This is a genomic window from Shewanella sp. 10N.286.52.E4 (assembly GCF_041468785.1).
Lineage (GTDB): Bacteria > Pseudomonadota > Gammaproteobacteria > Enterobacterales > Shewanellaceae > Shewanella > Shewanella electrodiphila.
The window spans coordinates 35,622-49,173 of the sequence record NZ_JBFRJJ010000056.1 but is presented as its reverse complement, the minus strand read 5'-3'; the positions used below and the strand labels follow the sequence as shown (position 1 = coordinate 49,173).

At 40.6% G+C, this 13,552-nt stretch carries 7 protein-coding genes; all 7 read left to right on the top strand.

Going from position 1 to position 13,552, the window contains the following annotated elements; all coding sequences use genetic code 11:
- Positions 1-5,010, top strand: a 5,010-nt coding sequence (locus AB4153_RS20540) for an Ig-like domain-containing protein (RefSeq protein ID WP_371998518.1), incomplete at its 5' end; no start/stop codon positions are given.
- Positions 5,011-5,099: 89 nt separating this feature from the next.
- Positions 5,100-7,274: a type I secretion system permease/ATPase gene (locus AB4153_RS20535; protein ID WP_102529543.1), complete on the top strand. Its 2,175-nt coding sequence runs from the start codon at positions 5,100-5,102 to the stop codon at positions 7,272-7,274.
- Positions 7,274-8,656, top strand: coding sequence for an HlyD family type I secretion periplasmic adaptor subunit (locus tag AB4153_RS20530; RefSeq protein ID WP_102529544.1), 1,383 nt, complete (start codon positions 7,274-7,276; stop codon positions 8,654-8,656). The genes AB4153_RS20535 and AB4153_RS20530 overlap by 1 nt, the downstream gene beginning before the upstream one ends.
- A 76-nt stretch (positions 8,657-8,732) precedes the next feature.
- Entirely contained in the window at positions 8,733-10,103 is a 1,371-nt protein-coding gene (locus tag AB4153_RS20525) for a TolC family outer membrane protein (protein ID WP_371998517.1), read from the top strand.
- On the top strand, positions 10,103-10,699 hold the full coding sequence (locus AB4153_RS20520; protein ID WP_371998516.1) for an OmpA family protein: 597 nt from the start codon (positions 10,103-10,105) through the stop codon (positions 10,697-10,699). Before AB4153_RS20525 ends, AB4153_RS20520 begins: the two co-directional genes overlap by 1 nt.
- A 50-nt stretch (positions 10,700-10,749) precedes the next feature.
- Positions 10,750-11,436: a transglutaminase-like cysteine peptidase gene (locus AB4153_RS20515; protein WP_371998519.1), complete on the top strand. Its 687-nt coding sequence runs from the start codon at positions 10,750-10,752 to the stop codon at positions 11,434-11,436.
- Between the two features lie 8 nt (positions 11,437-11,444).
- On the top strand, positions 11,445-13,367 hold the full coding sequence (locus tag AB4153_RS20510) for an EAL domain-containing protein (protein ID WP_102529548.1): 1,923 nt from the start codon (positions 11,445-11,447) through the stop codon (positions 13,365-13,367).
- Positions 13,368-13,552: the final 185 nt, after the last annotated feature.

Here is a 13,552-nt window from a genome sequence, read left to right as displayed (position 1 = left end):
TTAGTTGATGGTGACATTACGGTAGACGCCTCAGCAGAAGATAGGAATGGTAATACCGTTGTAGCTGATGCCATCGACAATCTGGATGCCACTGCGCCGACATTAGATATTACTATTGCCGACGCAAGTTTAGAGTTTGGCGAGAGCACTCTCGTTACATTTACATTTAGCGAAAAAGTCACAAACTTTAACCTAACGGACGATATCATTGTTAACGGAGGCACATTAAGTGGACTTGTGAGTAACGATGGCGGTGAAACTTGGACTGCTACATTTACGCCAACTGATGGTTACAGTGGTTCAGCGAGCATCACTGTTAATGATGATACCTATACCGATTTATCAGGAAATCTCGGTTCAGGAGATAGTGAATCACTTACTATTGCTGACAACACTGTTGATGCTGTTGATGATGTTGTAGGTACTATATTCTCTACTGCTGCAGACTCAGCTAACAATTGGATTAGCCCAGTAAACGCAGATGGTGAGGCTGACTTTGTAATTAGCGCAAGAAATGCTGATGGTACTACGGGGGTTCTAACTTACAACGAAGGAACAAATCAACTTGGTGTTGATGGCTCTCCAAGAGCCTCAGGACAAATTGCAGATCAAATTGAGTACGATTCTGCTACTGGCACTTCAGAAGCCATTGTCATCGACTTTAATGGCTTAGTTAATGAAGCTACATTTACCGTATCTAAAATGTTTGCTGACGAAAATAGTGGCGAGCAAGGTACTTGGTATGCTTATTACAATGGTCAACTCGTCGCCTCCGAGACATTTACAACAACAGAGGGCACTACCGGTACCTTTACTATCAATACCGGAAACATAGTCTTTGATCAGTTAGTTTTTGAAGCCGCACCTACAATCAGTGAAGAAAATGGTGGTTCTCCATTAGCTGACTCTTCTGATTATTATCTTGATTCCGTCACGGTTACAGGTCCTGCGCTAGTTGATGCATTTGTGGTTCAAGAAGATCAAACTTTAGTTATAACTGATATTGCTGATGGCTTATTAGCAAATGATACCGATGCACAAGGTCATAGTTTCAATATCAGTCATATCAATGGAACAACATTCACACCAGGACAAGCGGTCACATTAACCAGTGGCGCAATCGTCACAATTAATGCTAACGGTACTTATACTTATGACGTAAATGGTGCTTTTGACTCCTTAACTGCAGGTGAATTGGATACAGATACTTTCACTTACACTATTACAGACCAATATGGTGCTGTAGATACTGCTACTGTCACTATAAATATTGTTGGAGTCAATAATGCGCCAGAGCCTGTTACTGACAATTTTGCCATTATTGAAAATGAGCTTTTAACATTCACAACCGACGATCTGATTAACAATGATAACGATGCTGAAAATGATACTTTGACCGTCAGTGGTTTTGCTCCTGATGCATCAGATACAAGTATGATTGATGCAAACGAGGGTGGCGCCTCATTCACAACCGCATTAGGCGGCACTATCACCATCAATGCAGATGGCACTTATAGCTACCAAGCGCCTAGCTTAGTTCATAACGCCGGTGATGTAATCGTTGATACGTTCTACTATCAAGTCACTGATGGTACAGGCAATTCAAGCTGGACAGCCATCACTATTGATGTAACAGATACTGCGCCAACCGCTGTAGACGATCTAGATAGTATTGGTTTTGGTGGAACTGCTTATGGCAATGTAATAACAGGAGCTGGAACTGATGGTTCTGGCGTCGATACTATCGGAGCTGATGCTACTACGGTTAAGAGCGTGTCATTTGATAATACTACCTACTCCAATTTTGATGCTGATGGCAATCTTACAATCGTGACCGACAAGGGTATTTTGATTGTCAATCAGGACGGCAGTTATACCTATGAGTCGACTCAAACAGATACTATTGCAGAAAGTTTTGATTACAACGACCTACTCAATAGTAACGGTATTTCATTAAGTGGCATCAATGATGTTAACAGCCTAGATTTAACCAATTTAGACGCACCTGGTACAAATATTGGTAGCAATGGAAGTCGTTTGGGCGTTGGTGGTAATGTAATCAATAACTCAGAAGCTATGATTATTGATTTAGGTACTGACGACAACTTTACTGAAGCGACGATTGGATTGAATGGGGTCAATGGTTCTGACGTAGCGACTTGGACAGCCTATGCTGCGGATGGTACTACCGTGGTGGCAACAGGAAGCACGACTAACAATAGTATCAACATTATTAGTAATACAGCATTCCAGTATATTGTCTTAACCGCTGGCAATGGCAGTTATGGCTTAAACAGCTTAACTGCGACATCTGTCGGAGATGGCGTATTAAGTTCAGAAGACTTTAACTACATTCTTGAAGATATTGATGGAGACACTTCTGAAGCGACATTAACCGTCAACCAGGATTCAACCCCTATAGCTGACACTGACAGTCAAACTGTGTCAGAAGCTGGACTGGTTGAAGGTACAGAGGAAGGCAGCAATTCCCATATTGCTACAGGTAACTTATTAGATAATGACTCAGGAGTTAGTGCTTCAACTTCAATCACATCTATAGATGGTCAAAGTGCGACTAACGGTATCATAACTATTAATACCGCCAATGGCACGTTAACCGTTTATACCGAAGATGGTGCTGGTATACGTGCAGGTGACTACCAGTACGAACTCACGAACACTAATAACACAAGTACTGATTTACTCGAAAGCTTTAACTATATTATCGAAAATAGCAGTGGTGATTCGAGTAATGCTAACCTTGATATAACCATCGTTGATGATATGCCAATTGCCAATGATGTGACACAAAATCTACAAACGATATCAGCACCTATAGCAACCAATTTAACCTTCGTACTCGATGTGTCTGGCAGTATGGATGGCAATGCAGGTAATGGTAAAACTTACCTTGAAACAGCCGTAGAATCGTTAACTGCACTGATTAATGAAGTAGATAAAACCGGTAACGTAAATATACAAATCATCACATATTCAAGTGGTACGGCTAATTCAGGTTGGTTACTCGATGATATTGATGGTGCGATTAATTACTTAAACAGTTTAGTCGCAGGTGGTGGTACTAACTATGCAGCTGCAATTAATACTGTAATGAATAGCGGGGATATACCCACTGGCTCAGATCAAGATTTTGTCTACTTTATTTCTGATGGCGTACCAACTGGTGGTCAATCAGTAGACACAGATTTACAAAGTGAATGGCAAACTTACGTTCAAGATAATTATGATATTTCTTTTGGTATCGGTATCGGAAATGCTGTCTTAGATGCCTTACTGCCAATTTCTTTCCCTGAAGTTGACGGAAATGAAGAATATGCCATTGTCGTAGACGACGCAGATGACCTTACCAGTACCATTTTAAACTACTTCGATAACAGTACGATTGTAGGTGATTTGGGGCTGCTTGCAGGCAATAGTACAACTGGTGTATTAATTGGTGCAGATGGTGGCCGTGTTGATACTGTCATAATAGACGGTGTGACGTATACCTATGACCCAGCAAATCCTGAGCAAATATTAACGACTGACTTTGGTGGAATATTTACCATTAACTTTGAAACGGGTGAGTACAACTATTTCATTGAAGTTAACAAGAACATTATCAACGAACAGGAAACGATAGAAGTTCAAGTTGTTGATAATGACGGTGATACTGGGTCATTATCATTAATAATCGAACTTGATTACTATGCGGGTCTTGATGCCAACGTTAATAACATCATTACTAACCAAGCTGATGGCTCAACACTCAATATTGATGCTGCTTACTTAACTCACGGTGATGCGACACCTGATTCAGCAGCGATTACCTCTGTTGACGGTGGCGCGACTTTAGCTAACGGCGTTGTAACGCTTGATAACGCTAATGATGGTGATTCGTTCAACTACACCCTTGAAGGTAATGGTGCGTCAGATAGTGCTGAAGTCACTGTTGACTACCAAACATCTACCACGCTTACTGGTACTCATGAAAACGATATAATTATAGGTAAGTCTACTCAGAGTGGAACGCAAGCAATTGTTAATGCTACAGTAAAATCAGGTAACACCTATAATGCTACCAACCAATTTGGCTTTGAAGTTGCGGCGCTTGCAGCAGGCTTATCTGTCACTCAAATTCAAATTGATTTACGAGCTGGGACAGATGGCAATGCTACCTTCGATATTAGTGACACGACAATAGCTGTAGGTAGTGACTCTGTTGGTATTACAGATTCTGCAAGTGACATTTTTGCAGCGATGACATCTGACAATTCAGTATTAACCATGAACTTTACTGATGGTGACTTTAGCTCTGGAGACTCTTTCTGGTTTGCCTTTGACACAGATAGTCTAGGTAATGATGTCGGTAGCGACTTAGCGGCACAATTTGTCACCTTCACCATAACCCTAAGCGATGGAAGCAGCCAAACTGCAACCTATGTTGATGATGGGCAAAGTGGATCTTCAGGTCAGGTCTATTTTTCTGACAGTGTTCTAGATGGCGGTGCTGGTGATGACGTCTTAATTGCTGGCGATGGTAATGATTTACTCATTGGCGGTGAAGGTGATGACCTATTAATCGGTGGTTTAGGAGATGATTTACTCATCGGTGGCGACGGTAACGATACCTATACCTGGTTAGCAAGTGAAATGGGTAATGACGTTATAGAAGGCTTTGATATCAATTCTGATACGTTAGATTTGAGTGATTTATTGCAAGGTGAAAATACCGATAACCTCTCTGATTTCTTAAGTCTTTCATTTGCAGACGGTAATACCACTATTTCAATAGATGCAGACAACGATAATGTTGTAGATCAAGTCATTGTATTGAATGGGGTTGATTTATCTGATGCTAATAATTATTCCACAACCGATGACGGCGTAATAATTAACGGTCTGCTTGATGATGGTGCGCTCATTGTCGACACCGAACCAGCCGTCTCAGCCCAGAGTTCGGCTTTTGACCCGTTAGATAACGCCCCAGATGGTAATATTATTCCTTAAATACAACACTTTGTTGACGCTACGTAGTAATATGTAAGCGTCAATCAAAGAGATTGTTAATAATTATAAATATGAAGGATCTATATTAGGTGCCAGCAACTGCATCAAACAATCAAGAACAGTGGACGATTTCAGCGTCTCAACGTACCACTGTGGATCCATTACTTGATTGTTTAGTCTTAATGACAGAACATTTTGGTTCTCCATGCTCAAGTGATTCACTTGCGGCAGGCTTACCATTGACCAGTTCCGTCATCACACCAGAGTTGCTGCCACAAGCTGCAGCTCGAGGCGGTTTGTCGGCAAAATTAACCCGCAAAGATCTTAATCAAATCTCTAATATTTTGATGCCATGCATTCTGTTATTAAAGGATAAAAAAGCCTGTATTTTACGCAGCATTGATATTGATGCCGATAAAGCGGTTATTCAGTTACCTGAAACGGGTGGACAAGAATCGTTAACAATAGAAGAGTTAGAAACGCTCTATGTTGGCTACCTATTTTTAGTGAAGCAAGAATTTCGCGGTGATAATAGTTTTGATGTACATATCCATGACAATAAAACTCATTGGTTACTGCAAAGTATTAAAGATTCAGCACCTATTTATCGCGATGCTTTAATTGCTTCTGTATTGGTCAATTTATTTGCATTGGTTTCACCGCTATTTATCATGAATGTCTATGATAAAGTTGTACCTAATTTAGCCTTTGAATCGCTATGGGTTTTAGCTATTGGTGCAAGTATTGCCTATTTATTCGACCTCATTTTGCGTCAATTACGTAGCTATCTAATTGATGTTGCAGGCAAGAAAGTCGATATAATCGTCTCATCGAAACTCTTTGCTAAAGCTATTGGTATCCCATTATCTAAGCGTTCGCCCAGTGTCGGTGGCATGGCTCGACAACTGAGTGAATTTGATAGTATTCGAGAAATATTAACGTCTGCGACTATCACAACACTAGTCGACCTCCCTTTTGCACTCTTATTCGTCACAATTATCTATATTGTCGCGGGTGACTTAGCGATTATTCCTATTATTGCTGGCATCATCATCATCGGATTTACCCTTTATATCCAACCACGCTTAAAAGCCGCCATCGAAGAAAGCAATCGTTTTTCTAGCCTTAAACATGGCCATCTCATTGAAAGCCTTACCGCACTAGAGTCAATTAAAGCCAATGGTGCTGAAGGGTTAGTTCAAAAGAGTTGGCAACAAATGATCGGTCATACCGCTAACTGGCAACTAAAGTCGAAAAAACTCTCAAATGCAGTCAGTAATGTGGCGAATTTTGTGGTGCAGTTCACCGTGGTTTGCGTGGTGATTTTAGGTGTATATCGCGTTGCAGAAAATGAAATTTCGATGGGTGGGATTATCGCTGCGGTGATGCTTTCTAGCCGTGCGATATCGCCGATGGCGCAACTTGCTGGACTCATTACTCGCGGAAACCAAACAGCCAGTTCACTTCGCCAACTTGATGAAGTGATGAATCAAGAAGAAGAATTTGAGAATAAAGGCCACTTAGTCAGCAAACAACGTCTACACGGTAAAATTGATGCTGATAACGTCGCCTTTAGTTTCCCTGAAGCTGAAAAGCCAGTTCTGCACCCACTATCAATACACATTAAACCAGGTGAACGAGTTGCCATCATTGGTAGAAATGGTTCAGGTAAAAGTACCTTAGCAAAGCTATTAGTGAGTTTATACAAGCCAACACAAGGTAGCCTTCGCTATGACGGCTTAGACACTGGGCAAATACACCCTAGTGATTTACGTAAGAACTTTGGCTACTTGCCACAAGATGTGACTCTGTTTCATGGCTCGATCAAAGATAATATTCTTTTTGGTACTCGCCAAGTAACTGAACACCAATTAATTAGAGCTGTACAGTTATCAGGTGTGAGTATGTTCACCAATCTTGAAGCTGAAGGATTGGATCAACAAGTGGGTGAAGGTGGTTTAGCATTAAGCCGCGGGCAGCGACAAACAGTCGCATTAGCCAGAGCAACGCTAAATGATCCACCTATATTACTAATGGACGAGCCTACTGCCAGCCTGGATGCTCGCGCTGAAAAACAATTTATTCGCTCGATGGAGCATGTAAGTAAAGATAGAACGCTATTACTCATAACCCATAAAATGCACCTATTACGTTTGGTTGACCGTATTATTGTTTTGGATAAAGGTCATGTTGTTGCTGACGGACCTAAAGATAGTGTCCTTGAAAAGATCAATAATGGGTTATTGGCGGGAGGGCGAACTTAATGTCGAACAAGCTCTCAAGCCATGACTTAGAAATGGTAGATGATGTTTATGGCGCCATTATGACCGATGCACCTAGCGGCCATCGGTTAATCATATGGTCTCTTACTGCGATGACGATCTGTTTTTTCATCTGGGCTTATTTCTCTGAACTTGATCAAGTCACCTCTGGCATGGGCAAAGTCATCCCATCTTCTCAAGTACAACTTATTGATAGTTTAGATGGCGGTGTACTCCAAGAAATTTATATACAAGAAGGCATGATTGTCACTAAAGGTCAGCCTTTAGTTAAAATTGATGATATTCGCTTTCGTTCTGATTTTGCTCAACAAGAACAAGAAGTCTATAGCCTACAAACCAATGTCATACGCTTGCGATCTGAATTAGACAGTATCGTGATTTCAGATATGACTTCAAACTGGCGTGAGCAGGTAAAAATAACCAAACAACCTTTGATTTTCCCTGATGAAATCATCGAAGGTGAACCTAACTTAGTCAAGAACCAACAAGCAGAATACTCAGGCCGTTTAGACAACCTCAGTAACCAATTAGAAATATTAGTGCGACAAATACAACAGCGACAACAAGAAACAGAAGAGCTGTCATCAAAAATTACGACACTAACTAAAAGCTACCAACTGATTTCACGTGAACTTGAATTGACCAAGCCATTAGCCCAAAAAGGTATTGTACCTGAAGTCGAACTATTAAAATTAGAACGCACGGTAAACGACATTCAAGGCGAGCTAAAGACGTTACGATTACTGCGACCTAAATTAAAAGCGACCATGGATGAAGCGATCCTCAAGCGCCGTGAAGCCGTATTTGTTTATGCGGCAGATTTACGCGCTCAACTTAATGAGATGCAAACAAAATTATCACGTATGAACCAAGCTCAAATCGGTGCATTCGATAAAATTAGTAAATCGATAATAACATCACCAGTAAACGGTACGATTAAAACTCTGCATATGAATACCTTAGGCGGAGTCGTCCAGCCTGGTGAAGAAATCATTGAAATTGTTCCTTCAGAAGATAAGTTGCTAATTGAAACTAAAATCACCCCACAGGATATCGCATTTTTGCACCCTGGCCTGCCCGCTATAGTTAAAGTAACTGCTTATGATTTCACGCGTTATGGCGGCCTAAAGGGCACAGTTGAACATATCAGTGCCGATACCAGTCAAGATGAAGAAGGCAACAGTTTTTACACAATTAGAGTAAGAACTGCTGAGTCAAATTTAATAAAAAATGATGGCACAAAGATGCCAATTATTCCGGGAATGCTCACGTCAGTAGATGTAATCACCGGGAAAAGAACTATCCTTGAGTATATATTGAACCCGATTTTACGGGCAAAAGAGACAGCACTTAGAGAGAATTAGCCAAAAAGCCGGGAGGGTTTTTTACATGAGAATCAACATTAACCAATGCAAAAGCTTAAACATAATAGCATTGGCAATGTCAGCAATATTTGTCGCACCCATGCTTAACGCTCAGTCGTTAGAGCAGGCTGTTGCACATACTTTGGATACCAATCCAGAGCTTAGAATAGCGTTTAATCGCTTCAAAGCTCGCGAAGAGCAAGTCAATCAAGCCATTGCTGGTTATATGCCAACTGTAGATTTAACAGGGGCCTATGGATGGGAACAAACTGATAGTCCTTCAACGCGTCGTAAAAGACAACCAGGTAATGAAAACCTAGATGAAGGCGTCATGGAGCTTGAACGAGGAGAAGCTGGTTTTAGTATCAAACAAATGCTGTTTGATGGTTTCTATACCAGTAGTGAAGTCGATCGCTACTCTTTTGAGGCAAGCTCAGAGCAGTGGGCTTTATTCGCTGCTGCAGAAGATATTGCACTTGAAGTCAGCAAAGTTTATATGAACTTCATAAAAGCAGAACAACTATTAGTTCTGTCTGAAAAAAATCTGAAAAGTCATCAAGATATTTATGCGCAAATTAAAGAACGCACTGACTCTGGTCTTGGTTCAATTGCAGACTTATCTCAGATCTCAGGTCGTTTAGCGCGAGCCAATGCCAATGTAATAGCAGCTAGAAATAACTTATCTGATGCTAAAGCTCAGTATATTCGCATTGTAGAATCAACACCTGACAATTTAGTGACTCCAGTACCTGATATGGATTTACTGCCGCAGAATGTCGCAGAAAGTGTTGTTATGGCACAAGATAATCACCCTATTCTTAAATCTGCTAGTAGCGATATTAAAGCAGCAGATAGAGAGCGTAGTTCGGCACAATCTAACTATTACCCTAAATTCTCATTAGAGCTAAATGGTAATTGGAATAACGATGTCGATGGTGAGGATGGTTATGGTACTGGCACTACATTAGATCCTTACGTCAATGGTTACAGTAATGACCTTGTCGGTATGGTTAGAGTTAAGTACAACTTATTTTCGGGCGGTAAAGATTTAGCTCGAGAAAAGGAAGCCGCTTACAAAATTAATGAAGCAAAAGAAATCCGCCAGCGTGCACATCGCCAAGTTGTCGAAGGTGTACATTTGTCTTGGAATGCTTATGAGATGCTTGCACCCCAAAAGCAATATATTCGAGACCATGTTATCGCTTCAAAAGATACCCAAGTCGCTTACGCGCAGCAGTTTAACTTAGGTCAACGCAGCTTATTAGATCTGCTTGATACTGAAAATGAGTTGTTTCAAGCCCGTAAAGACTACTTACAAACTGAATTCGATGAAACCATTGCTAAATACCGTTTATTGAATGCTACAGGGAGATTACTTGATTCATTAAGAGTTACTCGCCCGGATATTTGGCAAGGGGAACGTGAATATGAAGGGGGAGTAAAATAATGAAATATGTACTTTTACTGCTCACAATATCACTGACTTTTGGTTGCTCGATGCGCCATATTGTTTCAATGGACACACAAACTCAGCAAGAGTTTGATCTTAATGACAATGACAGTGATGGCGTTATCATGGCAAGAGAACGCTGTGTAGAAACCGTCATCGGTGCTGACATAGATAATTATGGCTGTCCTACTGTCAGTGATATTAACGAACGACAAGAACTGCAAATTCTATTTGATAATGACTCTGCTGATATTAATCCACGCTACTATCAACAGATAGAAAAAGTAGCACAACTGATGAAAATGTACCCCAATAGCATCGTCGCTATAGAGGGACATTGCAGTAAAACTGGATCCTATGAGCATAACTTAGCATTATCACAAGCTCGGGCTGACAATGTGGTTAGTGTGCTTACAGAAACCTTTGGAATTGAAGCTTCACGCCTAAGTGCCACTGGTTACAGCTATGATAAACCTATTGTTCCCAGTGAAACCCCTGAGGCTAATGAAGCCAATAGAAGAGTCATGGCAGAAGTGACAGGTGATGATACAAAAACCGATATGAAGTGGCATATTTATAGCGTTGATCAATAAAACCTGTCACTAAAAGGAGCTCATTTTTGCAGGGTAAGGGTCGGAAATTCCTGGTCGGAGTAAAACATATCTACCGGTACCCTTTGTTGGCATCGGTATTTATCGTATCAGGTCTTTTTGCAGCAGCCCCTGCACAAATTGATGCTCAAAAAACCATTAGCGCCTTATCGAATCAATATGGTGAACGCGCAGGTAAACGAGCTAAAGCTTGGTTTAAAATCGTTAATGATGCTCAACAACTTGATGATATTACCAAGCTTGAAAAAGTGAACGGCTTTTTTAATTTATTTAAGTTTGTCGATGATAGCGTACTTTGGGGAGAGTCTAATTACTGGGCTTCACCAATGGAGTTTATCGGCGTTAGCGCTGGCGATTGCGAAGATTTTTCTATCGCAAAGTACTTCACCTTGTTACAAGTGGGCATTCCTGAAGAAAAGCTCAGGATAACAATGGTTAAAGCGACCTCAGTTAATCAGTATCATATGGTGTTGGCATACTATGAAACACCCGGTTCTGTGCCTTTAGTATTGGATAACCTTGATCCAGTGATTAAGCCTGCAACTAAAAGAAGCGATTTATTACCTGTTTATAGTTTTAATGGTAAACAGTTATGGCTCAATAAAGAGAAAGGCAGAGGTGTAATCGCGGGTTCCTCCTCACGTCTTGAAAAATGGAATGATTTACAACTTAGGTTGGGTATCGACAGATTGCGTCAACCCAAGCAAAAAATGGAGTAGTGGCCAAGATGACCCTTTTTCGTCAAATCTATGCGTTGCTTTTTGGTTTATTTTTACTCGTCGTAACCAGCTTAGGTTATGTACAGTTTACTGAAACTCAAAGTTTTCTCATCAAGCAAATGGAATCAGACTTAAACAATGCCAGTCACTCGCTAGGCATTATGCTGGTTCCCGCTCTAGAGAATGGTGATGATGTCGCAGCTGAAACTTTAGTCAACGTGATATTTGAGGGGGGTTACTACCAGCAAATCAAACTCACATGGCTCGTCGATGGTAAGCAACAAGCATGGAACAATGCCATTCGAATTGAAGGTGTGCCTCAATGGTTCATCGATTTAAACCTATTTAACACTATCACTAAAGAAAGTGTTATCACTTCAGGCTGGTTACAACTGGCTAAAATTGAAATAACCGCTCACCCAGGGTTTGGCTACCATGAACTTTGGCGCATTATTTCAAATACCATCATTATATTTTCAATTCTTTTTTTACTCGCCATAGTGTGTGCGCGTTTCGGCCTGAGTTATATATTAAAACCACTCAATTCACTGTCTAGACATGCTCAACAAATTGCTAATCGTCAATTTGGCCCTGACATGCCAGCGCCTAAAACCAAAGAGTTAAAAGAACTTGTTAGCGCATTTAACAGCATGTCAGCTCAACTTAAGCAGGTGTTTAATTCATTAGATGAAGAAGTATCGGCATTACGTAAGAAAAACCTCGTAGATCAAGTCTCTGGCCTTCCTAATCGACAATATATGGTCAGTCGAATCAATGGTTGGTTAGCAGAGCCTAGCAGTGGCGCTATTTTCCTCGCTAAATTTGACTGGTTAGAAGAAGTACACAGCAAGTACGGCTATCAAGTTCGTGATGAAACCATCAAACTACTGTCACAAAAACTCGAACATTATTTGGATGAAGTCGCCCCTTCAGTGATTGCCAGAATTGCAGCGTATGAATTTGCATTCTTAATCTCAGATGTTGAACACGATCAACTGACTAAATATCTACAAACCTTACTTAGAACCTTAAACAAGGAAATTTCTAAAGCAGGCTGTAAACCAAATGAAGGTTTTGCGATAGGAGTCGCTGAGCGAAGTGGTCATATGACAGTGAGTGATATTTTAGCTCAAGCAGATAACGCACTACAAAAGTCACTTACCGACAATAAAGTCTTCCACTGGTTTGAAACCACTGAACATCAATTATTTAGCCGTGAACAATGGCGTGATAATTTAACTGATGCTATTCAGAACAAGAAATTCCAATTTAGATGGCAGCCTGTATTGCTTACCGAAAATGAAGAAGTTTGCCAACGAGAAGTATATTGCCAGCTTCAGGTGAACGATAAGCTTCAGCATGCAGGCCAATTTATGCCTTATGTTGAGCTGCTTTCATTAGGCACCTTATTAGATCAATGTTTAATCGAAACCGTCATTGAAAACCGATTGCTTGAGCGAAATTATGAACCGTTAGCCATTAATCTAACCTTCCAAAGTATCAGTGATCCTCATTTCCACTCTTGGTTGCAAAACCTTCTGCGAAATAGCCACTTCCCTGAACGGATATGCTTTGAAATTCCTGAAGCCAGTGTCTATAGTGATTTAGAAAACTGCGAAAGCCTCTGCAATATTATTAGAGATAATGGAGCTAAATTTGGTATTGACCACTTCGGTCGCCAATTTGGTTCTATGAGCTACTTACAAAGCTTAAGACCAAGTTATGTGAAACTCGATCAATCCTTTGCTTATATGGAAGACGATCAGCACAATACTGAACTATGTCGCGCCCTTGCCAATGTCGCTAAGGGGTTAGACATTCAAGTGATTGTCACCGGTATTCAACAACAAACGCAGTTGGATCGTTTTGCATCAATGCGTCTAGATGCCTACCAAGGCTTTATCGCTCCGCCTATCGCAATTACATTTTAACGCGAGAGAATTTAAAGCAAGAGAATAAAAGAAAACCACGCAATTGCGTGGTTTTTTATGGATAAAGAATTTATAGATGAAGAACCCATGCGACAAAGCAATACTTCAGCTCATCCTATGAAATAAAACCAAGTTAACTTTAAGAAACGCAGTAACAAACATTAAATTTCAGACACAAAAAAGCC

Excerpts from the sequence above, each read along its gene's own strand:
- AB4153_RS20530 (WP_102529544.1), top strand. The coding sequence starts at position 7,274 with ATGTCGAACAAGCTCTCAAGCCATGACTTAGAAATGGTAGATGATGTT.
- AB4153_RS20525 (WP_371998517.1), top strand. The coding sequence starts at position 8,733 with ATGTCAGCAATATTTGTCGCACCCATGCTTAACGCTCAGTCGTTAGAG.
- AB4153_RS20520 (WP_371998516.1), top strand. The coding sequence starts at position 10,103 with ATGAAATATGTACTTTTACTGCTCACAATATCACTGACTTTTGGTTGC.
- AB4153_RS20510 (WP_102529548.1), top strand. The coding sequence starts at position 11,445 with ATGACCCTTTTTCGTCAAATCTATGCGTTGCTTTTTGGTTTATTTTTA.